A 26052-nucleotide genomic window follows, 5' to 3' on the forward strand; every position below is an offset into this window, starting at 1 on the left:
GTACGATTCCCTCTTGCGGTTTCGAGCCACTGCCCGAAACCGGTCTCGATTACCTGGAACCGCGAGTGCTGCACGCACCAACTAAGTTACCACAATTTGGGGAGGCCTAAGCCGTCCCTTTTTTTTCGTGTCCGGCGGGTGGCGCATGTCTCCCATGCGCAAACCAGGATCGACGCCGGACAAGGGAAGGAAAAGGAACCCACCCGCGGCTGAACTGGACCCTGCACCGCGGCCACACAGGCCGCAATCGGAAGACGGGCAAACCGGTGTGTCCGTCGCGTCGCTCACATATTTTTGGAGGCTTGCTACATGGCAGGAGTCAACGGAAGCGTTGCTGAGCTTCCGCCGATCGTTAGTGCGGATCGGCAGGTTTCATCGAACATCGGCGTCGGGCGACGAACGTATTCCCGCATTCCCACCGCGCTCGAGATGCCGAATCTCGTGCAAATTCAACTCGAATCGTTCGACTGGTTCCGCCGCGAAGGTCTCCGCGAATTGCTCGAGGAGATCTCTCCCATTTCCGATCACCACAAGAAGATGGAGCTCTCCATTTTCGAGCCGCGTTTCGATCCGCCCTGGCACCGAATGCCGGAGGGCGAGGAGAAAGAGCGCGCCAAGATCGATCCGCGCGTTTGCGAGGTTTGGTGCCGCGAGCGCGATATGACCTACGCCGCCCCGCTGCGGGTGTCGGCGCGGCTCGTCATGCACGAGACCGGGGAAATCAAGGAAACCGGACCGGATGGCATCTTCCTCGGGGATTTCCCGATGATGACCACCTCGGGCACCTTCATTATCAATGGCGCCGAGCGCGTGGTCGTTTCGCAGCTCGTGCGATCCCCAGGCGTCTACTTCGAGCGCGTTCCCGATGCGCAGTCGGGCAAGCTGCTCACGTCGGCAAAGCTGATCCCAAATCGCGGTGCCTGGTTGGAATTCGAGACCTCGAACCGCGACGTCATCTCGGTCAAGGTCGACCGCAAGCGCAAGATGCCGGTCACGATCCTGTTGCGCGCGCTCGGCTACGAATCCAACGAAGAACTCCTGGAGCTCTTCGCTGATGTCGACACCAATGAGGACCGCCGTTTCATCCAGTCGACGCTCGAGAAGGAAACCACCAAGAGCAAGGATGAGGCGCTCATCGAGCTCTACCGTCGTCTCCGGCCTGGCGACCCGCCGACCCGCGACAACGCGGTGCAGATGCTGGAGAACCTGTTCTTCAATGATCGTCGCTACGATCTGGCCCGCGTCGGCCGGTTCAAGCTGAATCATCGATTGCACCCGGACGATCGCGACACCGAGCGTGAAGCCACCCAACGCATCCTCAGCAATGAGGACCTGGTGGAGATCATTCGCGAGATCATCCGGCTCAACAATGGCGTTGGCGAATCGGACGATATCGATCACCTCGGCAACCGGCGCATCCGTGCCGTTGGCGAATTGATCCAGATGCACGTGCGCACCGGATTTCAGCGGCTCGAGCGCGGTATTCGCGAGCGGATGACGCTCGTCGATCAGGAGACTGTCACCCCGCAGACCCTCATCAGCACCACCCGGCCGGTCATGGCCGCGGTGCGTGAGTTCTTCGGCGGCAGCCAGCTTTCCCAGTTCATGGATCAGACGAACCCGCTGGCTGAGCTCACCAACAAGCGACGTCTTTCGGCGCTTGGTCCTGGTGGCCTTAGCCGCGATCGCGCTGGCATGGATGTGCGCGACGTGCATCCGTCCCACTACGGCCGCATCTGCCCGATCGAAACGCCGGAAGGTCCGAACATCGGTCTGATCGGCTCCCTGGCCACATACGGCAAGATCAACCAGTATGGCTTCATCGAGACGCCATACCGACGTGTCATTTCCACGCTTTTCCTCGACAACCCGGAAGTCGATCCGGTGGGTCAGGTCTTGCGCGAGGATGCGGTCGTCGACGAAGGCGGCAAGGTTTACGGCAAGAAGGGTGCGGTCATCACGTCCGACCTGCTCGCGTCCATGAAGGAGGCGGGTGTTCCGCTGGTGCGCATTCAGCCGTATGCGTCGCACATCATCGACTATCTCTCGGCCGACCGGGAAGAGCGCATGTCCATTGCTCAGGCGAATACCGAGCTGGACGAAAACGACCGGATCGTGCCGGAACAGGTCACGGTTCGCCAGGGTGGCGGTCACCGCTTCCCGGTGATCCCGGCGATCAACGTGCAGTATCTGGACATTTCGCCGAAGCAGGTCGTGTCGGTCGCCACCGCCCTGATTCCGTTCCTCGAGCACGACGATGCCAACCGCGCGCTCATGGGCGCGAACATGCAGCGCCAGGCTGTGCCGTTGCTTCGACCGGAAGCGCCGATCATCGGCACCGGGGTCGAGCTCCAGGCCGCACGCGATTCTGGTCAGGTGCTCGTTTCCCGCCATGCCGGCGAAGTCGTGGATGTCAACGCGCGTGAGATCAAGCTGATCGACGATGACGGCCGGACGCATATCTACAACCTGCAGAAGTTCGTCCGCTCGAATCAGGACACCTGCATCAACCAACGCCCGAGCGTTCGCCGCGGCGACCGGGTGAAGGTGAACGACATTCTGGCGGACACCTCGTCAACCGAAAATGGCGAACTCGCGCTCGGTCAGAACGTGCTCGTCGCGTTCATGCCCTGGGAAGGCGGCAACTTCGAGGATGCCATTCTCATCAGCGAGCGATTGGTGCGCGACGATGTCTTCACTTCGATTCATATCGAGAAGTACGAGACTGAAGCGCGAGACACCAAGCTCGGACCGGAAGAGGTAACCCGCGACATCCCGAACGTCGGTGAGGAGTCGCTCGCCGATCTGGATGAGAACGGCATCGTGCGAATTGGCGCGGAAGTTGCGCCCAACGACATTCTCGTCGGCAAGGTCACGCCCCGGGGCGAGACCGAGCTTTCTGCCGAAGAGCGACTCTTGCGCGCGATTTTCGGTGAGAAGGCCCGCGAGGTGAAGGACACCTCGCTGCGCGTGCCGCACGGTGTTCGTGGCAAGGTCATCGACGTCAAGACCTTCCGACGCGATGAGAACAGCGACCATGAGCTGCCGGCTGGTGTGAACCAGATGGTGCGCGTGGCCATCGCGCAGAAGCGCAAGGTCTCAGAAGGCGACAAGATGGCCGGTCGCCATGGCAACAAGGGCGTCATAAGCCGGATTCTGCCGATCGAGGACATGCCATATCTGCCGGACGGTCAGCCGGTTGACATCATCCTCAACCCGATCGGCGTGCCCTCGCGCATGAACCTCGGCCAGGTGCTGGAAACGCATCTCGGGTGGGCGGCGCAGCGGCTTGGCTTCCGAGTGGCGACCCCGGTCTTCGATGGAGCCAAAGAGGAGGAGATCCGCGAGACCCTGGTGGAAGCCGGACTTCCGGCGGATGGCAAGGTCGATCTCTATGACGGCCGAACTGGAGAGAAGTTCGATCGCCCGGTCACGGTCGGCATCATCTATATGTTGAAGCTGGCGCACCTGGTCGAGGACAAGATCCACGCTCGATCGACAGGCCCGTACTCGCTCGTTACCCAGCAGCCGCTGGGCGGCAAGGCGCAGTTCGGCGGTCAGCGATTCGGAGAAATGGAAGTCTGGGCGCTCGAAGCCTACGGCGCGGCGTACACCCTTCAGGAGATGCTCACGGTCAAGTCGGACGATGTCGTCGGTCGTGTGAAGACCTACGAGGCCATCGTCAAGGGCGACGAGATCGGAGAGGCGGGTGTGCCCGAATCGTTCAAGGTGCTCGTGAAGGAGCTCCGCTCGCTCGGGCTCTCGATCGACGTCATCAACGAAAACGAAGAGACGGTCGACTTCACGGAAGACACGTCCCGCGATCTCCTGTCGAATCTCGACCGCATCAATTTGAGCGGGTTCGAACGAACCGAGGGCTAAGTATTCGTCTCGTTTTTCTTTCAGTCCCGCTCGGTAATTGTCCAATCTCGCCGCCGGGGCGGAGTGCTAACGCCTCCGGCGGCAACCTGGAAAGGTAAACAAGCGCATGGCAGACACTACGTTTCGAGAAGAAACCGAGTCAACGCCGATGGCGTTCGGTGCTCCGGATCGCCAGTCCCGCGGCTTCAGCCGCAGCGACCGGCGTGACCGCGGACGTGTTCTCGACGTGAACAATTTCGATGCGATTCGGATCAGCCTGGCATCGGCGGATTCGATTCGTGGATGGTCCTATGGCGAGGTCACCAAGCCGGAAACCATCAACTACCGCACGCTCAAGCCGGAGCATGGCGGTCTTTTCTGCGAGCGCATCTTTGGTCCCACCAAGGACTGGGAATGCTACTGCGGGAAATACAAGCGCATTCGACACGCCGGCACGGTCTGCGACAAGTGCGGTGTGGAAGTCACCCGCGCCAAGGTTCGGCGCGAGCGCATGGGCCACATCGAGCTCGCGGCGCCGGTTGCGCACATTTGGTACGTCAAAGGCACTCCGAGCCGTCTCGGCCTGCTGCTCGACATCTCCCCGCGCAACCTCGAGCGGGTGCTCTATTTCGCGTCCTATCTTGTCACTCAGGTTGATACCGAGGCGCAGGAGGCCGCAATCCAGGAGATCAGGGATGTCCATGAGGAGTCGGTCGAAGAACTGACCGAAAGCGCCAACGGCGAACTCAAGGAGCTTGCCGAGGCGACTGGCACGGAGATCAAAGTTCTCACCGAGGGTGAGACCCGCGCCACCAAAGATGTCAAGGACGAGAAGAAGAAGGCGCTGGCCACGCTCAAGCGTGAGCACACGTCACTCACCAAGAAGCTGAAGGCGCTCGAGGGTGGTGCGGCGGTCTCCGCGTACACCTTCCGCGGAGTGACCATCGTCGACGTCGATGAGGCCATCAACGAAGACCGCTTTGCCTTGCTCGACGAGACCTATGAAAACGAGAAACTGCGCATCGAAGAGGCGGCCGACTACAGCGCCTCCGGAGCCGAAGCGTTGGCTGGCGCAGGCAAGGACCTGGCGACCCAGGAGCTCGAAGCCGCGCAGCAGCGCATTACCGATCGTCTGGGCGAGCAGATTCGCGAACTCGAGCGCGAGCGCGACGACGCGATTCGTGCCGTGTCCGATCTCAAGCCGCTTCAGATCCTTTCTGAGACCCAGTACCGCGAGCTGCAGGAGGTCACGCCGTCGGGCGTCTTCCGCGCAGCCATGGGCGCCGAAGCCGTCTACGACTATCTCGTCAACAGCCTCGACCTCGACCAGCTGGCCATCCAGCTGCGTGACGAGATGCAGGCGTCCTCTGACGCCAAGCGCAAGAAGGCGACCAAGCGGTTGCGCGTGGTCGAAGCCCTCCGCAAGAGCGGCAACCGCCCTGAGTGGATGATCTTCTCAGCCCTTCCGGTCATTCCGCCGGAATTGCGCCCGATGGTCCAGCTCGATGGTGGCCGCTTCGCGACGTCCGACCTGAACGATCTCTATCGTCGCGTCATCAACCGAAACAACCGCCTCAAGCGGCTGATCGAGCTTGGCGCGCCCGATATCATCGTCCGCAACGAGAAGCGCATGCTGCAGGAAGCCGTCGACGCATTGATCGACAATGGCCGGCGTGGGCGCGTGGTTTCCGGTTCGGGCAAGCACAAGCTGAAGAGCCTCTCGGACATGCTCAAGGGCAAGCAGGGGCGGTTCCGCCAGAACCTGCTCGGCAAGCGTGTCGACTACTCTGGCCGCTCGGTCATTGTGGTTGGTCCGGACCTTGCGCTCGATGAATGCGGTCTGCCGAAGCGGATGGCGCTCGAGCTTTTCAAGCCGTTCGTCATGCGCCGCCTGGTCGATCACGGATACGCGCACAACATCAAGGCCGCCAAGCGACTGGTGGAGCGGGTCGATCAGCGGGTTTGGGAAGTGCTGGAAGAGGTCATCCAGGACCATCTGGTGCTCCTCAACCGCGCTCCAACGCTGCACCGACTCGGTATCCAGGCATTCCGTGTGCGCTTGATCGAAGGTTCGGCCATTCAGCTTCACCCGCTCGTCTGCACCGCATTCAACGCGGACTTCGACGGCGACCAGATGGCGGTCCATGTGCCGCTTTCGAAGGCGGCTCAGGCCGAGGCTCGCGCGCGCATGCTCTCGGTCCGCAACCTGCTTTCCCCGTCGAACGGCGATCCGATCGTCTCCCCGACGCAGGACATCGTGCTTGGCTGCTACTACATGACCAGCGAGCGCGACTACGAGCAGGACCTGATCAACGGAACGCTGCCCAAGGGTCATGGCAAAGTCTTTGGCTCGCTGGAGGAAGTGCAGCTCGCCTACGACATGGGCGTGGTGGACGTGCAGGCTGCCATTCAGGTGATGACCGATCGCGATGGCGGTGAGAACAAGCTGATCGACACGACAGTTGGCCGCGCGATCTTCAATGCCGCGCTGCCCGCCTCGCTCGGCAAGTACTACAACCACACCATGGACCGAAAGCAGGTCCGCAAAGTGGTGGCCGACTGCTACAAGCACTTCAGCGATCCGTTCGACACCGCCAAGGTGGTCAACGACATCAAGAAGGTCGGCTTCAAGTACTCCACCCGCGGCGGTATGAGCATTGCGGTGGACGACGTGACGCTGTCGCCAAACAAGCAGGCGATGGTTGCCGAGGCGGAGGAAGCTGCCGACAAGGTCGATCGCCAGTACAAGCGCGGTCTCATGACCGAGGACGAGCGGCTGCGTGAGATCGAAGCGATCTGGAACAAGTGCCGCGACGATCTTCAGCGGGACATCGAAGAGCGCCTCAAGGGTCAGAACTCGGTCTATATGATGGCCGACTCTGGCGCGAAGGGAAACATGAACCAGATCAGCCAGATGGCTGGTATGCGCGGTCTGGTGCTCGATCCACAAGGCAAGATCGTGGAAATTCCCATCAAGTCGAATTTCCGTGAAGGGCTCACCGTGCTCGAGTACTTCATATCTACGCATGGCGCCCGCAAGGGTTTGGCCGACACCGCGCTGCGCACCGCAGACTCCGGCTACTTGACCCGCCGCCTGGTCGACGTGGCGCAGGACGTGATCATCAATATCGAGGATTGCGGGACGCATCACGGTCTCTGGATCGAGTGGACCGACAGTGAAGGGAAGGAGGTCTCTCCCGAGGACTTCCGCTCGAAGATCATCGGGCGCATTCTTGCGTCGCCGGTCTACGATCCCAACACGGGTGAGTTGATTGCCGACACGGGCACAGAGTTGGCCGATCTCATCGATCAGGAAGACGGAACCACGCGTGACCTCGTCGCGGAGGTGATCGAGACGGGCCAGAAGGTCCATGTCCGCTCGGTGCTGACGTGCGAAGCAACCCATGGCGTCTGCCGGTTGTGCTATGGGCGCAACCTGGCCACTGGCAAGATGGTGGAACTGGGAGAAGCTGTCGGTATCGTCGCCGCTCAGTCGATTGGCGAGCCGGGCACCCAGCTGACGATGCGCACCTTCCACTCGGGTGGTGTGGCGCGCGCCGACATCACGACCGGACTTCCGCGCGTCGAAGAACTCTTCGAGGCACGGCAGCCGAAGAGCGCCGCGCTCCTGGCAGAACGCGAAGGAATCGTCACGTTCGAGCAGGCCGAGGACGGACGCAAGCTCATCATCAGCAGCACCGAGCACGATTCGCACGCGCACGTGTTGGGCGATGGCTGGCAGCCGGCGCTAACCGATGGCCAGGTGGTGGTGAAGGACAAGACCGCTATTGCCGAGGGTCCGGACGGATCGAAGAAGTACTCGCCAATCGATGGCATCTTCTTCCTGGACGATCGCACGATCTACATCCGCAACGAGCATGAGGAGCGGGACGAATACCCGGTGCCCATCTCGTACCATGTCTATGTCGAGGATGGCGATCACGTCATCCCCGGACAGCAGCTCACCGACGGCGCCAAGGATCCGCAGCAGGTGCTGTTGACCCGCGGCCGCGAGGATGTGCAGCGCTACATCATCGACGAGGTGCAGAAGGTCTACAAGTCGCAGGGCGTGTCGACCAACGACAAGCACATCGAGGTGATCTGCCGGCAGATGCTGCGCAAGGTCAGCATCATCTACCCGGGTGACACCGACTTCCTGCAGGACGAGCGGATCGACCGGTTCGAGTTCAACCAGATCAACGAGGACATCCTGGCGCAGGGTGGCGAGCCGGCGACGGCCATGCCGGTGCTGCTTGGCATCACCAAGGCCTCGCTCGAGACCGACTCGTTCCTGGCCGCGGCATCCTTCCAGGAGACCACCCGCGTGCTGACCGAAGCCGCCATCAATGGCAAGGTCGACCAACTGCGTGGCTTGAAAGAGAACGTCATCATCGGCAAGCTGATTCCGGCGGGCTCGGGCTTCTACGGCGCGGCCCCGGTCGTTACCAGCGAGCTCGACGAGGCGGTTCTCTCCACGATGCTGGAAGATGGCGAAGATGTCATCGAATCGGCGGAGGACGAGGACTTGCAGGATCTCATGATGAGCGGATTGCTCCCGGGTGATGGGGGCGCCGGCGAGATGGGCGAAGGCGAGTTCGAAGGCTTCCAGGCCTGGACCGGCGAGGACGAATCCGGATCCTAGCTCTCCACACAGATTGATTCAGGCAAACGGGCGGCGCCAATCAGCGCCGCCCGTTTCTGATTTCCCTGATAGTATTCGCTTGACAGAAACAAGCAGTCCCCGTGTGCTTCCTTGACTCTTCAGCGTTGATGGTCGTTCGACGAGCTGAGTGGTCACTGATATCTGCCGCCGCATGCGAGCGCTTGCACCTGGGACCACGTGCTGAGGTCGGGACAGATGCGGTCGATCGCTGTGGGATTTCGAGGGTTTCGTCTGACGCTCTCGGTTTTGCTGATCCTCGCGATACTCCCTCCGCTTGTTCCGTCTTCAGTGACACTCGCTGCGCAAACCGCGGTCACCACCTCCGCGCTCAATTTGCGCCAGGGACCCTCGACAACGTCGGCGGTCGTGCTGGTCATGCCGGAAGGCGCAACGGTGGAGATCACCGGGAGCGCGATCGGGGATTGGTATCCAGTCGCCTACGGCGGATCCGTTGGCTACGCCTTTGCGGCGTATCTGCAACTGAGCGCGCCTGAGGTGGTTCCCGGCGCGAGCGCCCGGACAACGGATTCGCTCAACTTGCGCGCGGGACCGGGCACATCTTTCGCGGTTCTTGCGGTCATGCCTGTCAGTGCAGTCGTCGTGCTGACGGGGAACGCACAGAACGGCTTCTGGGAACTTACCTACAACGGCCGGATGGGTTGGTCGTCGAGCCAGTATCTGACGTTGACCGGAACGATGCCGACGCCAGTGCCAACGGCTCCAGTACAACCCACACAGACACCCATTGTTCCTGTGTCGCCAACCGCAACGTCGTCCGCCACTGCTCGGGCGCAGACGATCGCTCGGCTCAATCTTCGCACTGGCGCCGGAACGAATTTCCCGGTCATCACCATCATTCCCAACGGAGCCACGGTTACGTTGCTCGGTCCTACGCGATCGGGATTCCAGCAGGTGAGCTATGCCGGCTATACCGGATGGGCATATGGGACGTACCTGCAGCCGATTCCTGGTGGAGGTACCAGCACCGACACCCGAACAACCGCGAACGTCAATCTTCGGCAGGGTCCGTCCACGGCGCAGGCCGTGTTGTTGGTCATTCCGGCCGGCGCAAAGGTCGTTCTGGTTGGTGGCCAAGCGGCCGGATACCACCAGGTGCGGTACAACGGGGTCACGGGCTGGGTCGCAAGCGCATACCTGACAGGCACCGGAGTTCCCCCGGACACGGCTCCGATCGAAATCCCCATCCTTATGTATCACCGAATCGCGTCAACACCGGGTCTCTATCAGGTAACGGAACAGACGCTGCGCAGCCAAATGGCGTGGCTCGCCGCAAATGGCTACACGTCCGTCACGCCAGACGACATCATGGCTCACCTGGCTACCGGAGCCCCGTTGCCGCCCAAGCCCATCATGATCACGATCGATGATGGCAACTCGTCGGATGTGCTCTTCAAGCAGATCCTCGATCAATATGGTTTCGCTGGTGTCTGGTATCTGACCGGGCCGGGGTCGGCATACTCGACCTCCATCATCCGTGCGATGGACGGAGCGGGCCAGGTCTGTGGACACACCGTGGACCATCCCGACCTGACGGGGCTCGGGTATTCAGCGCAGTACGCCGCTATCAACAACAACAAGACGTATCTGGAGGGGATCGTCGGGCATCCGATCAATTGCTTCGCCTACCCGTATGGGGCCTACAACTCGACGACGATGGACATCGTGACGAGCATCGGCTTTACGAATGCGGTCGATGCCTGGGGTGGCCCGCTCAAGTTCACGCCGGAGCTCGATCAGTATCATCTGACCCGAATCAACCTTTCCGGCTTCTACACGTTGCAGGAGTTCATCGGACTGGTGAGCTAGAGCCGAATTGCGTCCGAACGCAAGCGAAAAACGCTGGCATGAGACGCCTTGACGCGAATTCGCGATGCGCGGTAGAATCTTCCGCTGTGGCCGCCGCAAGGCGGTCACGTCGTGAGGATTTGCAACCCGTATTTCGCGGGGTGCCGAACCTTGCCGGGCGAGTGGCGCCGCAGCTGCGGGTCTGATCGTTTCCGCAGAGCACGGTAGTAGGCAAGCCGCTTGTCTGTATAGGAGTCAGTAGTGCCGACGATCAATCAGTTGGTCCGGAAGGGCCGAAAGAGCGTCAAGAAAAAGACCAAATCGCCAGCGCTTGGGTTTACCAACAACGCGCTCGGTCGATATGCCGGTCGCACCCGTCGTTCGCAGGGGGCTCCCCAGAAGCGCGGCGTTTGCACCCAGGTCAAGACCATGACGCCCAAGAAGCCCAACTCCGCGCTGCGCAAGATCGCCCGCGTGCGTCTTTCCAATCATATGGAAGTCACGGCGTACATTCCGGGTGAGGGTCACAATCTTCAGGAGCACTCGGTCGTGCTGGTGCGCGGCGGCAAGGTGAAAGACCTTCCCGGCGTTCGTTACCACATCGTCCGTGGCACCCTGGACACCCGCGGTGTCGAAAACCGCAAGAACGCGCGCTCGAAGTACGGAACCAAGGCGCCGAAGAAGTAGCTCGAGGTTCGAGCTCCGGTTTTCGAGAGGAAACCACTCCGGCGGCTCTGCGCACGCAGAACTGAGACGACACGACTGAGAAAGCGGAACGACGCAGATGCGCGTCTACCGCTTTTTCGTCTGATTGCGAGGACGTAGGAAACACGAGGTCGCGCCGGCAGGGCCGGGATGCGCGACAGGAAACCAATCGGAGGCGAGAAAGAACAATGCCGCGACGGACCAAGATCGAGCCGCGAGTGCCGGTGCCAGATTCGAAATACAACAGCGAGCTGGTCTCCCGGTTCATCAATAAGCTCATGGAGCGAGGCAAGAAGGGCCTCGCGGAGCGCACGATGTACGACGCGCTCGCGATCGTCGAAGAGCGCTCGGGCCGTGGCGCATTGGAAGTCTTCGAGCAGGCGGTCAACAATGCGACCCCGTTCCTCGAGGTCAAGCCGCGCCGCGTTGGTGGTGCGACCTATCAGGTTCCGGTCCAGATCGAGGGCCGGCGACGCCAAAGCCTGGCGATTCGCTGGATTCTGACCTCGGCGCGTGGGCGCTCTGGCCGATCGATGACCGAAAAACTTGCGAATGAGATCCTCGATGCCTCGAACGGGCAAGGCGCCACGATCAAGCGGCGCGAGGACACCCACCGCATGGCTGAGGCGAACCGCGCCTTTGCCCACTATCGCTACTAGTCGGTAGCGGACACGTGTTGAAACGCGAAAGCAGAATCAGGACAGTCCAAACGCAATGAGCACGAGCACGGCAACCATGCCAGCCAACCAACTGAACACGCCGCTCGCGAGGACGCGAAACATCGGCATCATTGCTCACATCGACGCGGGCAAGACGACCACGACCGAGCGCATTCTCTTCTATACCGGTCGCGTGCATCGCCCGGGTGAGGTGCATGAAGGCGCCGCCACCATGGACTGGATGGTCCAGGAGCGCGAGCGCGGTATCACCATCACCTCGGCTGCCACGACCTGCGCGTGGAAGAATCACACCATCAACATCATCGATACCCCCGGTCACGTCGACTTCACGGTCGAGGTGGAGCGCTCGCTCCGCGTGCTCGACGGCGGCGTGGTCGTGTTCGATGCCGTTGCCGGCGTCGAGCCGCAGTCCGAGACTGTTTGGCGGCAGGCCGACAAGTACTCTGTGCCGCGCTTCTGCTTCGTCAACAAGATGGACCGCACCGGCGCATCGTTCGAGCGCACGCTCGGCATGATCGTCGACCGCCTCAAGGCCAAGCCGGCTCCGGTGCAGCTTCCGATCGGCTCGGAGTCGAACTTCAAGGGCGTCATCGATCTGCTCGAGGGCAACGCCATCATCTACCACGACGATCTCGGGCAGAACATCGAGACCACCTCGATCCCGGCCGATATGGAAGAAGCAGCCACCGAGGCGCGTCGTCATCTGGTCGAGCTCATTGCCGAGACCGATGAAGAGATGATGCTTCGCTATCTCGAGGACGATGAGTTCACGGTCGACGAGCTTCGTGCCGGCCTGCGTGCCGCTACCCTCACCGGGCAGCTGGTGCCAGTCCTGTGCGGTTCATCCCTGAAGAACAAGGGCGTCCAGCCGATGCTCGACGCCATCGTCTCCTATCTGCCGTCGCCGCTGGATGTTCCGCCGGTCGAGGGCGCCAACCCCCGCACTGAGGAGATGGAGATCCGCACGGTCGAACCCGGCCAGCCGTTCTCCGGTTTGGTCTTCAAGATCCAGGCGGATCCGCATGTGGGAAAGCTCGCATATGTGCGCGTCTATTCCGGAACGCTCGAGTCAGGTTCGTACGCACTCAACTCGACCAAGGGCGACCGCGAGCGGATCGGCCGCCTGCTGCGCATGCACGCCAACAGCCGTGAAGAAGTCCAGTCGGTCAGTGCTGGCGACATCGTTGCCATCATTGGTCTGAAGGGATCCTTCACCGGCGACACGTTGTGCGACCCAGCCAATCCGATCGTCCTCGAGTCGATCGTCTTCCCGGAGCCGGTCATCTCGGTCGCAATCGAGCCGAAGACGCGCGCCGATCAGGACAAGATGGGCGCCGCGCTTGGCCGCCTGGCGGAAGAGGATCCGACCTTCCGCGTCCGCACAAATGAGGACACGGGCCAGACCCTGATCGACGGCATGGGTGAGCTTCACCTGGAAGTCATCGTCGATCGCCTCCTGCGCGAGTTCCGGGTCGATGCGAATGTCGGTCGGCCGCAGGTTGCGTTCCGCGAGACCATCACCCTCCCGGTTCGCGCCGAGGGTAAGCACATTCGCCAGACCGGAGGCGCCGGCCAGTACGGCCACTGCGTCGTCGAGTTCGAGCCGCTCGAGCGCGGCAGCGGCTACATCTTCGAGGAGAAGATCGTCGGCGGATCGGTTCCGCGCGAGTTCATCGGCCCGATCGATCAGGGCATCCGCGAGGCGTTGACCAGCGGTGGGCAGGCGGGTTACCCGCTCGTCGACATCAAGGCGACGTTGGTGGATGGCTCGTATCACGATGTCGACTCCAAGGAAGTGGCCTACAAGATCGCAGGTTCGCTTGCGCTCAAGGAGGCAGTCCGCCGCGGCAAGCCGGTTGTGCTCGAGCCGATCATGCAGGTCGAGGTCAACACACCGGAAGACTTCATGGGCGACGTCATCGGCGACCTCAACTCGCGTCGCGGACAGATTCAGGGTATGGAGGCGCGTGCCGGGGCGCAGGTCGTCAAGGCGTTCGTTCCGCTGGCCCAGATGTTCGGGTATGCCACCGATCTTCGATCGGCCACTCAGGGCCGCGCGGTCTACTCGATGGAATTCGATCACTATGCGCCGTTGCCAGCGAATCTCCAGGAGGAGATGGTCGCCAAGGCTCGGCGCGTCTAGTCAACGCAACATTGGATTCGGCCCGCTGGAGCGGGAATCGGAACGAAAGGAACCTGATACGTGGGTAAGCAGAAATTCGAGCGCACGAAGCCGCATGTCAACGTCGGGACGATCGGGCACGTCGACCATGGGAAGACGACCTTGACGGCGGCGATCACCAAGACGTTGTCGTTGCGGGGCGAGGCGGCCTTCCGCAGCTTCGATTCGATCGACAACGCGCCGGAAGAGCGGGAGCGGGGCATCACGATCGCGATTGCGCACGTGGAGTACGAAACCGACAAGCGGCACTACGCGCATGTGGACTGCCCGGGGCACGCCGACTTCATCAAGAACATGATCACCGGGGCGGCGCAGATGGACGGAGCGATCCTGGTGGTGTCGGCGCCGGACGGGCCGATGCCGCAGACGCGGGAGCACATTCTGCTGGCGCGGCAGGTGGAAGTGCCGGCCATCGTCGTCTTCCTGAACAAAGTCGACATGATGGACGACCCGGAGCTGCTGGAGCTGGTGGAGCTGGAAGTGCGGGAGCTGTTGAGCACGTATCAGTTCCCGGGCGACGAGATTCCCATCATCCGGGGATCGGGGTTGGCGGCGCTGTCGAGTGAGAGCAAGGACCCGACCTCGCCGGAGTACGCGCCGATCTGGGAGCTGATGAATGCGGTCGACGACTACATTCCGACGCCGGAGCGGGCGATCGACCAGCCGTTCCTGATGCCGATCGAAGACGTCTTCGGGATCAAGGGACGTGGCACCGTGGTGACGGGGCGGGTCGACCGGGGCGTGGTCAAGGTTGGCGATGAAATCGAAATCGTCGGGTTGGGCGAGCAGCGCAAGGTTGTGGCCACCGGGGTGGAGATGTTCCAGAAGACGTTGGACGAAGGGGTGGCCGGAGACAACGTTGGGGTGCTGTTGCGCGGGGTGGAGCGGACGGATGTGGAGCGGGGGCAGGTGCTGTGCAAACCGGGCAGCATCAAACCGCACACGAAGTTTGCCGCCGAGGTGTATGTGCTGGGCAAGGAAGAAGGGGGACGGCACACGCCGTTCTTCAATGGATACCGGCCGCAGTTCTACATTCGGACCACGGACGTGACGGGGAGCATCCAGTTGCCGGACGGAGTCGAGATGGTGATGCCGGGCGACAACATCCAGATGACGGTGGAGCTGATCACGCCGGTGGCGTGCGAGGAAGGGTTGCGGTTCGCGATCCGGGAAGGTGGCCGCACCGTCGGCGCTGGTGTCGTCACCTCGATCATCGAATAAGTAGCAAGCAACGGTTCACAGGCAGGAGCAGGGAATGGTCCAGCGGAAACAGGCTCAGAAGATCCGCATTCGGCTGAAAGCCTACGATCATCGAATCCTCGATCAGTCGGCGGCGAAGATCGTGGAGACTGCGGAATCGACCGGAGCGAAAGTGGCGGGACCAGTTCCCCTGCCAACCCGCATCGAGAAGTTCTGCGTCATCCGGTCGCCGTTCATCGACAAGGACTCGCAGGAGCAGTTCGAGATCCGGACGCACAAGCGCCTGATCGACGTGCTCGAGCCGAGCGGCAACACGATTCGCGCGCTGATGCGCCTGAATCTGCCGGCCGGTGTGGACATCGAGATCAAGCTGTAAGTAGTTGTAACGCGTAGTTCGAGTTTTTCGAAGTTACGCTCTGAAGGTTCGGACGGCCACGGGGCTGCACGAACGTCCTGGCATCAGGAGAGAGCCAATGATTCAGGCAATGGTCGGGAAAAAGCTGGGGATGACGCAGGTCTTCGATGAGAGCGGCGTCGTCTACCCGGCAACCGTCATCGAATGTGGGCCAAACGTGGTCACACAGATCAAGACGGAAGAGAAGGACGGATACAACGCGGTCCAGCTCGGTTTCGGGCTGGACAAGCGTCTCAATCGCCCAGAGCAAGGGCATCGCAAGGCGAGCGGCTTTCAGTCGCGCGACCTGCGCGAGGTCAAGGCGGATAGCTACGACGATATCGAAGTCGGCCAGGTTTTCAAGGCCGATGTCTTCAAGCCTGGACAACTGGTCGACGTGACCGGTACCTCCAAGGGGCGAGGTTTCCAGGGCGGTGTCAAGCGACACGGATTCTCGGGCGGTCCCAAGACACACGGTCAGTCCGACCGCCTGCGCGCGCCGGGTTCCATTGGCTCGAGCGCCACACCAGGACGTGTCTACAAGGGCACGCGCATGGCTGGCCGCATGGGCAACGACCGGGTGACGGTTCTGAGTTTGGAAGTGCTGCGGGTCGATCCCGAGCGGAATCTGCTGTTGGTCAAGGGTTCGGTCCCTGGTCACAACGAATCGCTCGTCATCGTTCGAAACGCGGTCAAAGCCGGCGCCAAGTAGTCCAGGCCGCCCTGAGGAACGATGATGAAACACGACACGTTTGACCTTTCCGGAAAGAAGAGTGGCCAGATCGAGCTGGACGACAGCGTCTGGGGTATCGAGCCCAACATCGCGGTGATGCACCAGGCGTTGGTCATGCAGCTCGCCAATGCGCGCATCGGCACCGCGGACACCAAGACTCGCGCTGAGGTGAGCGGTGGTGGACGCAAGCCGTGGCGCCAGAAGGGCACCGGCCGCGCCCGCCAGGGTTCCATTCGCGCCCCGCACTGGTCGGGTGGTGGTGTGGTTTTCGGACCGCACCCGCGCAAGTACACCCAGCGCCTGCCGAAGCGGATGCGCCGGCTTGCCGTGCGCTCGGCCCTTTCGGCCAAGCTGCGCGACGGACGTATCACGTTCGTTGCCAACCTGGCGGAGATCGAGCCCAAGACCAAGGCCGGTATCGCTGCGATCAAGCAGCTTCCTGAGTCGCGATCGATCCTGATCCTGACTCCTGAGAAGAGCGAGAACATCGAGCGGGCCACTGGCAACCTCCAGGACGTGAAAACGATTCTGGCCAGCTATGCCAATGTGCGCGATTTGCTGAAGTACGACCGGCTCGTCATTTCAACCGACGCCGTCCCGGTCATCGAGGGCATTCTGGCGCTGCCGGACGATGCCCGCGAGCCAAGTGTTTGGAAGCAGGCGCGGCAAGCCGCGGCTGAGGAGGCTGCGAGCTAGTCATGGCCGAGATCCGCATCGAGCAGGTGCTGCGTCGCCCGCTCATTACCGAAAAGAACACCCGGCTGATGGAGGAGAACAATCAGTACTCCTTCGAAGTCGATCCGCAGGCCAACAAGCCGCAGATCCGGGACGCGGTCGAGAAGACCTTCAACGTCCGGGTCAAGGCGGTCAATACGCTCAACGTCAAGCCGAAGCCGAAGTCGCGCTACGCGTCTCGCCGCGGCGGCCGCATCGTTGGAAACAAACCCGGCTGGAAGAAGGCGATCGTGACGCTCTACCCAGGGCAGCACATCGACATCTTCGAGCAGGTCTAGGGACCCGGGAAGAAGGAGCCAGATCATGCCAGTTCGCAAGTACAAGCCCACTTCCCCGGGCCGACGCCAGATGAGCGTCAGTGGTTTCGACGAAATCACCAAGACGACGCCAGAGAAGTCGCTGCTGAAGCCGCTGAAGAAGACCGCCGGCCGCAACAACATCGGCCGCATCACCACCCGTCATCGCGGTGGTGGCGCAAAGCGGTTCTATCGCATCATCGACTTCAAGCGGAACAAGTTCTCGGTTCCGGCCAAAGTCGCCGGTATCGAGTACGACCCGAATCGGTCGGCGCGCATCGCCCTCCTGCACTATGCCGATGGCGAGAAACGCTACATCATCTCGCCGGTTGGGCTGAAAGTGGGCGATATCGTCCAGGCCGGACCTGACGCGCCGATTCGCACCGGCAACGCGCTGCCACTCCGGAACATCCCGGTCGGTTCGCAGGTGCACAACATCGAGCTCCGTCGCGGCGGTGGTGGTCAGCTTGCCCGTTCTGCTGGTTCGTCCGCGCAGTTGATGGGTAAGCAAGAGAACTACGCGGTGTTGCGCATGCCGTCGGGCGAGGTGCGCCGTGTTCACATCGATTGCATGGCCACGCTCGGCCAGGTTGGCAATGTCGATCACGAGAACGTGGTAATCGGCAAGGCCGGGCGAAATCGTCACAAGGGCAAGCGTCCGACCGTCCGCGGCTCGGTCATGAACCCGCGTGACCATCCGCACGGCGGCGGTGAGGGCCGGGCGCCGATCGGCGGTCAGCCCAAGACCAAGTGGGGCAAGCCTGCGTTCCAGCGAACGCGCAACAACAAGCGCACCGATTCCTTGATTGTCCGGCGACGCGTCACCGGCAAGGGACGACGACGATAAGCAGCCGGTGGCGGCCGCGAGCCTGATACGGCTCCTGGCGACGGAGGATCAAGTGGTTAGAAGTTCGAAAAAGGGTCCATACATCGACCACAACCTTCTGGAGAAGGTCACGGTCATGAACAAGGCGGGAGATCGCAAGGTCGTGCGCACGTGGGCGCGCGCTTGCCAGATTTTCCCGGAAATGGTGGGGCACACCTTTGCGGTGCACAACGGCCGGCAGCATGTTCCGGTCTACATCACCGAGCAAATGGTGGGTCATCGTCTAGGTGAATTCGCGCCCACGCGCACGTTCCGCGGCCACGGCAAAGACGCCGATCGCCGGGCGCGCCGCTAACGGTCTCGCACGAGAGGATTGCAGAGCATGGAAGTCATTGCGAGTCTGGAAAAGGTGCGCGTTTCGCCAACAAAGGCCCGGTTGGTCGTCGACCTTTGCCGCGGCAAGAAGGTGAGCGAGGCGCAAGCGATCATGCGATTTGTGCCGAACAAGACCGCCTTCGAGGTGGAGCGGCTGCTGAAGTCGGTCGCCGCGAATGCGGAGAACAACTATGACCTCGATCCGGACGATCTCTGGATCAAGGCTATCTATGTCGATGAGGGACCGTCGATGCGCCGCTTCAAGGCCAAGGCCCGCGGGCGCGTCGGCCGCATCCAGCGACGGACCAGCAAGATCACGGTCATCGCCGAGGATCGAGGAGACCGCTAATGGGACGCAAAGTTAATCCGGTCGGTTTCCGGCTGGGCATCGTCAGCGACTGGGATTCCAAGTGGTACGCCGAGCGGAACTACACCGAGCAGCTGCATGAGGATCTCGAGATTCGCGAGATGATCATGAAAGAGCTCACCCGCGCGGGAATCTCGCGCATCGAGCTCGAGCGATCGGCGAACAAGGTCGACGTGACGCTGCATACCAGCAAGCCCGGCATCGTGATTGGCAAGCAAGGCGCCAATGTCGAACGAATCCGGCAGCAGCTGGAAAAGAAGGTCGGCAAGAAGGTCCATCTCAAGATCGAAGAGATCAAGATCCCGGAGATCGATGCCACCCTGATCGGCGAGAGCATCGCCGAGCAGATCGCGCGACGTGTTTCCTACCGGCGCGCCATGAAGCACGCGGTGCAGCAGGCGATGCGCCGCGGCGCCAAGGGCATCAAGATCCGCCTCTCCGGTCGTCTCGGCGGCGCGGAAATGAGCCGGTCGGTCGTCGAGATGGAAGGCCGGGTGCCGCTGCATACCCTGCGCGCGGATATCGACTTCGCCGTGATCCATGCGCACACGACCTACGGACGCATTGGCGTCAAGGTCTGGGTCTATAAGGGTGACGTCCTTCCGGAGTCCCGCCGGTCCGATGCGGCGCTTGCCGCGGACCTGCTGGCCATGCCAGTGCGCGACTAGAAAGAGAATCCGTCATGTTGATGCCAAAGCGAACCAAGTATCGAAAGATCTTCCGTCCGCGGAAGGTTCAGGGTAAGGCCCAGCGCGGATCGACCATCGCCTTCGGCGAGTACGGTCTGATGGCGATGGACAACGCCTGGATCACCGCTCGGCAGATCGAGTCCGGCCGCCGTGCTATCACCAACTATCTGAAGCGTGGTGGTAAGGTCTGGATCCGCATTTTCCCGGACAAGGCGATCACCCAGAAGCCAGCGGAAACCCGCATGGGTTCCGGCAAGGGTTCGCCCGAATACTGGGTGGCGGTGATCAAGCCGGGCCGCATCATCTATGAGGTCTCGGGTGTGCCTCAGGAACGCGCCGAGGAGGCGCTCCGGCGCGCGGCCATGAAGATGCCGATCAAGTGCAAGTTCGTGACCAAGCCCGAGATTGGCACCGGCGAGGCCGTTGCAGACGAGCTCGCGTCCTAGGCCGGGAGAGAGAACTGATGAAGCCTGCTGAATTGCGATCGATGACCGAAGACCAGCTCGACAAGCTGGAAACCGAGCTCCATGTCGAGTGGCGCAACCTGCGTTTCCAGGAGTCGGTCGGTCAACTCACGAACAATGCCCGAATTCGCACCATCCGCAAGGATCTGGCCCGCATCCTGACGATCCGTCACGAGCGCGTGCTCGATGCGGAACTCGGCAACTAAGCGACGAGATCTGAGGAACGACTGAAATGCCAGACGCAGCTGTGACAACTCGCGACACCGCGCCGCGCACCCAAAAGGTTGGCCGCGTGGTGAGCGACAAGATGGACAAGACGGTCGTGGTCGCGGTCGACTACGTTCGCCGCCACCCGCTTTACCACAAGCGCATCACCCGAACGAGCAAGTTCCAGGCGCACGACGCCAACAACGATTGCAAGGTCGGGGATATCGTCCGCATCGAGGAGACGCGGCCGATTTCGAAGAACAAGAACTGGATCGTTCGCGAAATCGTCGAGCGTTCGGTTCAAATCTAGGAACACGGAGTTTCGACCGGGAGCCAGGGGCGTTCCGGCAGAAAGGGATCATCGAGGTGATTCAGCCACAAACCCGGCTTCGGGTGGCCGACAACAGCGGCGCCAAGGAAATCATGTGCATCCGCGTGCTCGGTGGCGCGTCGAAGAAGTATGGCCGCGTTGGTGACACCATCATCGCGTCGGTCAAGCAGGCGCAGCCAAACTCGGGCGTCAAGAAGGGCGATGTCGTGCGTGCCGTCGTCGTTCGCACCGCGCAGGAATATGGCCGCCCGGACGGCAGCCACATCAAGTTCGATGACAACGCCGCTGTCCTCATCAATTTGCAGGGCGCGCCGCGCGGAACGCGCATCTTTGGCCCGGTCGGCCGTGAGCTCCGCGAGAAGCAGTACATGCGGATCGTGTCGCTCGCGCCGGAAGTGCTCTAGGCCCGTTCGCCGAGCCAGCGAGAAGAGGTAGGAAGTTCGATGAACAAGATTCGGCGCGGCGATGAGGTCGAGGTGATCTCTGGCCGCAACAAGGGCCAGCGCGGAACCGTCCGCATCAACATGGTCGACGAGGAAAAGGTTGTCGTCGAAGGCGTCAACATCGTCATCAAGCACATCAAGCGGGGCCGCGCGCGGCAGGCGGGACGCATCGAGGTCGAAGCGCCGCTGCCAGTGTCGAAGGTCAAGTTGGTGTGCCCCAACTGCGGCAAACCGACCCGCGTTGGTGTCCATGCGGGTGCTGACGGAAAGAACGTGCGCTACTGCAAGTCATGTGAGAAGGACATCCCCCGGCCCCAGGACTAGGCCGCCGGCGGCATTCCGTTCGAGCGATGGATTCGCCGGTTGATCGTGCCGGTAAGAGGAATCAAGAAAATGGCGAGACTGAAAGAGAAGTACACAGCGGAAATCGTGCCCGCGCTCATGAAAGAGTTCGAGTACGACAACGTCATGCAAGTGCCCAAGCTGGAAAAGATCGTCGTCAATATCGGTCTCGGCGAAGCCGTTCAGAACGCGAAAGCCGTCGATGCCGCCGTGGGCGACCTGACCCAGATCACCGGACAGAAGCCCGTCGTAACTCGGGCCAAGAAGTCGGTCGCCGCGTTCAAGCTGCGTGCCGGGATGCCAATCGGCGCCATGGTCACGTTGCGCGGCGAGATGATGTACGAGTTTCTCGACCGCCTCATCGCGGTCTCCCTGCCGCGCATCCGCGACTTCCGGGGCATTTCCCCGAATTCGTTCGATGGCCGTGGCAACTACACGCTCGGGGTCCGGGAGCAGTTGATTTTCCCGGAAATCGACTACGACAAGATCGATCGTACTCGCGGGCTGGAGGTCACGATTGTGACCACCGCCAAAAACGATGATGAAGGGCGACAACTTCTGGCTAACTTTGGCATGCCATTCGCCCGCACCGAGCAGCAGAGCGCTGCGTAAGCTGAGGGAAACCAATGGCCAAGAAATCGTGGATCGTCAAGTCCCAGAAAGAGCCGAAGTTCGCCGTCCGGCATCACAACCGCTGCCAGCGCTGCGGCCGCAGCCGCGCCTACATGCGGAAGTTCGGCGTCTGCCGGATCTGCTTCCGTGAGCTGGCCTCTACTGGCAAGCTTCCTGGCGTCACGAAGTCGAGTTGGTAGGGACGATCCACTCCCAGTAACTGGAGAACGAGCGTATGGCAGTCAACGATCCAATCAGCGATATGCTGACCCGAATTCGAAACGCCGGCATGGCCCGCAAGACGGACGTATCCATGCCGTCGACCAAAGTGCTGGTCGCGATCGCCAAGATCCTCGAGGAAGAGGGTTACATTGGCGGCTATGAAGTCATCGAGCAGCGACCGCAGAATGTTCTGAAAATCTCTCTGCGCTATGGCGCGGACAAGTCGCCGTCTATCCGCGAGCTCAAGCGGGTCAGCAAGCCTGGCCTGCGTGTCTACGCCGGCAAGGATGCGATTCCCCGTGTGAAGAGCGGGCTCGGTATTGCGATTGTCAGCACGCCCCAGGGTGTGTTGACAGGATATGAGGCTCGGCGGCGAGGAATCGGCGGTGAAGTCTTGTGCACGGTCTTCTAGGACCGGCGCTGGAGTTCTGATATGTCTCGAATTGGACGCAAACCGATTTCGATTCCCTCGGGCGTGAACGTGAACGTTGCCCCCGGCAACTTCATCACGATCAAGGGCCCCAAGGGCGAGCTGAGCTACGACGCGCCGGAATCGCTCGGCATCGAAGTGCAGGATGGCACCCTGGTTGTCAGCCGGCCGGACGATGCGCGCGAGAACCGCTCGCTGCACGGTCTGTCTCGCACGTTGATCAGCAATATGGTGATCGGCGTTACCGACGGGTTCCGCAAGAACCTGGAGATTCAGGGCGTCGGCTACCGCGCCGCCATGGACGGCAAGGACCTGGTCCTCAACGTCGGCTATTCCCACCCGGTCCGTTTTCACGCGCCGGATGGCATTTCCTATGCGATCGATGGCCAGACCAAGGTTTCGGTTCTGGGTATCGACAAGCAAGCGGTCGGCGAAGAAGCTGCCCGCATCCGCCGCGTGCGGCCGCCCGAACCCTACAAGGGCAAAGGCATCCGGTACGAGGGCGAAGTGGTCCGCCGCAAGGCTGGTAAGGCCGGCAAGGCGAAGTAAGAGCATTCACGATCGGTAGTCGGGTGGTCCTGAGCCCAAGCCAGGACACCGGTCACTCGCACCGGAACACCGGGAGAAAGCAGAAGTATGCGACTCAAGTATCGAAAGGCACTCTCACCGCGAAAGCGACGACACGTTCGCGTTCGCGCCAAGGTGTCGGGGACCGCGCAGCGTCCTCGCCTGAATGTGTTCCGGTCATCGGCGCACATCTATGTTCAGCTCGTCGATGACGTTGCCGGCCGCACGCTTGCTGCCGCCAGCGATCTCGAGCCCGCCATTCGCGAGAAGGGCGGAGCGAAGACTGAGCGGGCCACTGCGGTGGGCACGCTCATCGCGGAACGAGCCAAGGAAGCCGGAATCACCTCGGTCGTCTTCGATCGCGGTGGATTCCTCTATCACGGTCGCGTCAAGGCCGTCGCCGATGCCGCTCGCGAGGGCGGTCTGGAGTTCTAGCAGCCAGGGCGGCGAGCGGCGGAAACGCCCGTGAACCGGCCACACGGAGCAAGGTATGGATCGAGATCAGCGAAGTTCACGTCGGCGCGGCGAAGAGCAGGAGGGCGGTTCCGAGTTCGAGGAGCGCGTCGTTCAAATCAACCGCGTCGCCAAAGTTGTCAAGGGTGGCCGCCGGTTCGCGTTCGGCAGCTTGATCGTTGTCGGAGACGGCAAGGGCCAGGTTGGCGTTGGCATGGGCAAGGCGCGCGAAGTGCCCGATTCCATCCGCAAGGGCGTGGAGCAGGCCAAGAAGTCGATGATTTCGGTGCCGCTGGATGGAGCCACCATCCCGCACGAGATCACCCAGAGCTTTGGCGCGTCCACCGTTCTGTTGAAGCCGGCTGCCCCAGGTACCGGTGTGATCGCGGGCGGTCCTGTGCGCGCGGTCCTCGAAGCTGCCGGTGTACGCGACGTGCTGACCAAGTCGCACGGCAGCAACAATCCGGTGAATGTCGCGCGCGCGACCATGAAGGCGCTCCAGTCATTGGAGAACACCGGCGACATCGCCCGGCGCCGCCATCGCAAACATGAATTGCAGCGCTACGGCAAGGCTTCGACCGACGCTGCCGGGAGCAACATCTAATGGCACGAGCGAAGAAATCCGAGCAGCCGGAGGTTATCAAGGTCACACTGGTTCGCAGTGTGATCGGCCGGCCGCCCGATCAGCGGACCACCGTCGCAAGCCTCGGGCTGCGCCGGGTCAACCAGACTGTCGAGGTCGCCGACACGCCGTCGAACCGCGGCATGCTCACCAAAGTGCGGCACCTGATCGTTGTCGAAGAAGGCGAAGCGTAATTCAGACCAGGATCGATCGATACGTTCGCCTGGAGAAATGAGACTATCGATGCCAATCAATTTGAGTGATCTCAAACCGAATGAGGGCGCAAACAAGGCCCGCAAGCGCGTTGGCCGCGGTCCCGGCTCCGGGCACGGCAAGACTTCCGGCAAGGGCCACAAGGGGCAGAAAGCGCGCACCGGCGGTGGCGTTCGTCCCGGATTCGAAGGCGGTCAGCTTCCAATTCAGAAGCGCATGCCGTACCTGCGCGGATTCACCAACATCTACGCGACCCCCTGGGAAGTCGTGAACCTGGACACCATCGCGGCGCTCGAGCTCGATGGTCCGGTCACCCCGGAAGCGCTGGTTGCTGCTGGCGTGGTGCGCGGTCCCGAGTTCCCGGTCAAGATTCTTGGTCGTGGTGAGCTCTCGGCCAAGTTGGTGATTTCGGCGCATGCGGTTTCGGAAAGCGCCAAAGAGCAAATCGAGAAGGCTGGCGGAACCGTCACCATTCTCGAACGCACCGATCGTTGGGTCACTGCTCGCCCGCGCAATCGAAAGCTGCCGATCGACCGCGATCTCAAGTCCGCTCGACTCGGCAAGGTGGGCGGTCCGCAGAAGCGGAGCGACGTCACCGGCGCCGAATAACCGTTTAGGGAGCCGAGATGTTCGAGGCGGTAACCCAGGCATTCAAGATTCCGGATCTCCGGCGGAAGATTTTCTTCACGCTGGGGATCCTGGTGCTCTTTCGCATCATTGCCAGCATTCCGGTTCCCGGTGTCAACCGCCAGGGACTGGCCGACTATATCGAGGGCAATCAGCTCCTCGGCATGCTCAACCTTTTTTCCGGAAGCGGGTTGCGCAACTTCTCGATCGTAGCGCTTGGTGTCTACCCGTACATCACGGCTTCGATCATCATGCAGTTGCTCACTCCCGTCATTCCTCGGTTGAATGAACTCTCCAACGAAGGCCAGCAGGGCCGCAACAAGATCAACCAATACACCCACTTCCTGACCGTCCCCCTCGCGCTCCTGCAAGGCTATGGCCAGGCTCTGCTCTTCTCCCGCACAAGCATTGGCGGCGAACCGATCCTTTCCGATTTCGGCCTCTTCCATCGCGATACCTTTCTTCCAAGCGCGGCATTGCTGCTCACCATGACGGCTGGCACCATGCTGCTGGTCTGGATGGGCGAGCTCATCACCGAGTACGGAATCGGAAACGGCGTTTCGATCATCATCTTCGGCGGTATCGTTGCCAGCCTTCCACAGGCGATTGGCAGCCTCCTCACTGGCGGCTCGACATCTGAGAACTTGATCGGAACCGTCTTCTTCGCGCTCATCGCGCTTGCCACCGTGGTCGGCATTGTCTATATCAACGAGGGACAGCGCCGCATACCGGTTCACTACGCCAAGCGCATCCGTGGCAACAAGCAGTACGGCGGCAATACCTCCTTCATTCCATTGAAGGTGAACTCCGCGGGCATGATTCCGCTGATCTTCGCGGTCAGCATCATGGTCATGCCTGGACTGATCGCGAACTTCCTTGCCAGTTCGAGTCGAGAATGGGTGCGTGAGCTCGGGGGAGACCTGCAGCGGTTCTTCAGCCCGAACAACATCTGGTACCAGGTCGTTTACTTCCTGCTGGTCGTGGCCTTCACGTACTTCTATACGATG

The 26052-nt window shown here is 61.7% G+C and carries 28 protein-coding genes and 1 pseudogene; all 29 read left to right on the top strand.

Going from position 1 to position 26052, the window contains the following annotated elements:
- Positions 1-309: 309 nt before the first annotated feature.
- Positions 310-3882 (top strand): DNA-directed RNA polymerase subunit beta, encoded by a 3573-nt coding sequence (locus R2855_11745; protein MEZ4531681.1) that lies wholly within the window; start codon positions 310-312, stop codon positions 3880-3882.
- 106 nt (positions 3883-3988) lie between these two features.
- Complete coding sequence (rpoC, locus tag R2855_11750) at positions 3989-8503, top strand: DNA-directed RNA polymerase subunit beta' (GenBank protein MEZ4531682.1); 4515 nt, start codon at positions 3989-3991, stop codon at positions 8501-8503.
- A gap of 216 nt (positions 8504-8719) precedes the next feature.
- A complete protein-coding gene (locus R2855_11755) occupies positions 8720-10351 on the top strand; it encodes an SH3 domain-containing protein (GenBank protein MEZ4531683.1) in 1632 nt (543 codons plus the stop codon).
- Positions 10352-10591: 240 nt separating this feature from the next.
- Positions 10592-11017, top strand: coding sequence for a 30S ribosomal protein S12 (gene rpsL / locus R2855_11760; protein ID MEZ4531684.1), 426 nt, complete (start codon positions 10592-10594; stop codon positions 11015-11017).
- A gap of 206 nt (positions 11018-11223) precedes the next feature.
- Positions 11224-11694: a 30S ribosomal protein S7 gene (gene rpsG / locus R2855_11765; GenBank protein MEZ4531685.1), complete on the top strand. Its 471-nt coding sequence runs from the start codon at positions 11224-11226 to the stop codon at positions 11692-11694.
- A 55-nt stretch (positions 11695-11749) separates the two neighbouring features.
- Entirely contained in the window at positions 11750-13858 is a 2109-nt protein-coding gene (fusA, locus tag R2855_11770; GenBank protein ID MEZ4531686.1) for an elongation factor G, read from the top strand.
- A 60-nt stretch (positions 13859-13918) separates the two neighbouring features.
- Positions 13919-15118 (top strand): elongation factor Tu, encoded by a 1200-nt coding sequence (tuf, locus tag R2855_11775; GenBank protein ID MEZ4531687.1) that lies wholly within the window; start codon positions 13919-13921, stop codon positions 15116-15118.
- Between the two features lie 34 nt (positions 15119-15152).
- A complete protein-coding gene (rpsJ, locus tag R2855_11780) occupies positions 15153-15473 on the top strand; it encodes a 30S ribosomal protein S10 (protein MEZ4531688.1) in 321 nt (106 codons plus the stop codon).
- A 100-nt stretch (positions 15474-15573) separates the two neighbouring features.
- Positions 15574-16203 carry a 50S ribosomal protein L3 gene (rplC, locus tag R2855_11785; protein ID MEZ4531689.1) on the top strand — a complete coding sequence of 210 codons (630 nt, stop codon included), beginning with the start codon at positions 15574-15576 and terminating at the stop codon, positions 16201-16203.
- Between the two features lie 24 nt (positions 16204-16227).
- Positions 16228-16920, top strand: a complete 693-nt coding sequence (gene rplD / locus R2855_11790; protein ID MEZ4531690.1) for a 50S ribosomal protein L4 — start codon at positions 16228-16230, stop codon at positions 16918-16920.
- A 2-nt stretch (positions 16921-16922) separates the two neighbouring features.
- On the top strand, positions 16923-17237 hold the full coding sequence (rplW, locus tag R2855_11795) for a 50S ribosomal protein L23 (GenBank protein MEZ4531691.1): 315 nt from the start codon (positions 16923-16925) through the stop codon (positions 17235-17237).
- A gap of 25 nt (positions 17238-17262) precedes the next feature.
- Positions 17263-18102, top strand: a complete 840-nt coding sequence (gene rplB, locus R2855_11800) for a 50S ribosomal protein L2 (protein ID MEZ4531692.1) — start codon at positions 17263-17265, stop codon at positions 18100-18102.
- Positions 18103-18154: 52 nt separating this feature from the next.
- Positions 18155-18436: a 30S ribosomal protein S19 gene (gene rpsS / locus R2855_11805; protein ID MEZ4531693.1), complete on the top strand. Its 282-nt coding sequence runs from the start codon at positions 18155-18157 to the stop codon at positions 18434-18436.
- A 27-nt stretch (positions 18437-18463) separates the two neighbouring features.
- Positions 18464-18805, top strand: a complete 342-nt coding sequence (gene rplV, locus R2855_11810) for a 50S ribosomal protein L22 (protein MEZ4531694.1) — start codon at positions 18464-18466, stop codon at positions 18803-18805.
- On the top strand, positions 18805-19491 hold the full coding sequence (gene rpsC / locus R2855_11815; protein ID MEZ4531695.1) for a 30S ribosomal protein S3: 687 nt from the start codon (positions 18805-18807) through the stop codon (positions 19489-19491). The genes rplV and rpsC overlap by 1 nt, the downstream gene beginning before the upstream one ends.
- Positions 19492-19505: 14 nt before the next feature.
- The gene (gene rplP / locus R2855_11820; GenBank protein MEZ4531696.1) at positions 19506-19958 is read left to right on the top strand and encodes a 50S ribosomal protein L16; all 453 of its coding nucleotides are present in this window, start codon (positions 19506-19508) and stop codon (positions 19956-19958) included.
- 17 nt (positions 19959-19975) lie between these two features.
- Positions 19976-20182, top strand: coding sequence for a 50S ribosomal protein L29 (gene rpmC / locus R2855_11825; protein ID MEZ4531697.1), 207 nt, complete (start codon positions 19976-19978; stop codon positions 20180-20182).
- A 26-nt stretch (positions 20183-20208) separates the two neighbouring features.
- Positions 20209-20493: a 30S ribosomal protein S17 gene (gene rpsQ, locus R2855_11830; GenBank protein ID MEZ4531698.1), complete on the top strand. Its 285-nt coding sequence runs from the start codon at positions 20209-20211 to the stop codon at positions 20491-20493.
- Positions 20494-20549: 56 nt separating this feature from the next.
- A complete protein-coding gene (gene rplN / locus R2855_11835; protein MEZ4531699.1) occupies positions 20550-20918 on the top strand; it encodes a 50S ribosomal protein L14 in 369 nt (122 codons plus the stop codon).
- Positions 20919-20957: 39 nt separating this feature from the next.
- A complete protein-coding gene (gene rplX / locus R2855_11840; protein ID MEZ4531700.1) occupies positions 20958-21281 on the top strand; it encodes a 50S ribosomal protein L24 in 324 nt (107 codons plus the stop codon).
- Positions 21282-21350: 69 nt separating this feature from the next.
- On the top strand, positions 21351-21911 hold the full coding sequence (gene rplE / locus R2855_11845; protein MEZ4531701.1) for a 50S ribosomal protein L5: 561 nt from the start codon (positions 21351-21353) through the stop codon (positions 21909-21911).
- Positions 21912-21925: 14 nt separating this feature from the next.
- Positions 21926-22111: a type Z 30S ribosomal protein S14 gene (locus R2855_11850; GenBank protein ID MEZ4531702.1), complete on the top strand. Its 186-nt coding sequence runs from the start codon at positions 21926-21928 to the stop codon at positions 22109-22111.
- A gap of 35 nt (positions 22112-22146) precedes the next feature.
- Entirely contained in the window at positions 22147-22545 is a 399-nt protein-coding gene (gene rpsH, locus R2855_11855) for a 30S ribosomal protein S8 (GenBank protein ID MEZ4531703.1), read from the top strand.
- 21 nt (positions 22546-22566) lie between these two features.
- The gene (gene rplF / locus R2855_11860) at positions 22567-23112 is read left to right on the top strand and encodes a 50S ribosomal protein L6 (GenBank protein MEZ4531704.1); all 546 of its coding nucleotides are present in this window, start codon (positions 22567-22569) and stop codon (positions 23110-23112) included.
- Between the two features lie 87 nt (positions 23113-23199).
- Complete coding sequence (rplR, locus tag R2855_11865) at positions 23200-23565, top strand: 50S ribosomal protein L18 (GenBank protein MEZ4531705.1); 366 nt, start codon at positions 23200-23202, stop codon at positions 23563-23565.
- Between the two features lie 55 nt (positions 23566-23620).
- Positions 23621-24187: a 30S ribosomal protein S5 gene (gene rpsE / locus R2855_11870; GenBank protein MEZ4531706.1), complete on the top strand. Its 567-nt coding sequence runs from the start codon at positions 23621-23623 to the stop codon at positions 24185-24187.
- Positions 24187-24399: a 50S ribosomal protein L30 gene (gene rpmD / locus R2855_11875; protein ID MEZ4531707.1), complete on the top strand. Its 213-nt coding sequence runs from the start codon at positions 24187-24189 to the stop codon at positions 24397-24399. Before rpsE ends, rpmD begins: the two co-directional genes overlap by 1 nt.
- A 55-nt stretch (positions 24400-24454) precedes the next feature.
- Positions 24455-24895, top strand: a pseudogene (gene rplO / locus R2855_11880) (50S ribosomal protein L15).
- Positions 24896-25044: 149 nt separating this feature from the next.
- Positions 25045-26052, top strand: a 1008-nt coding sequence (gene secY / locus R2855_11885; GenBank protein MEZ4531708.1) for a preprotein translocase subunit SecY, incomplete at its 3' end; no start/stop codon positions are given.

The sequence above is a fragment of the Thermomicrobiales bacterium genome (assembly GCA_041390825.1).
Taxonomy (GTDB): Bacteria; Chloroflexota; Chloroflexia; order Thermomicrobiales; family UBA6265; genus JAMLHN01.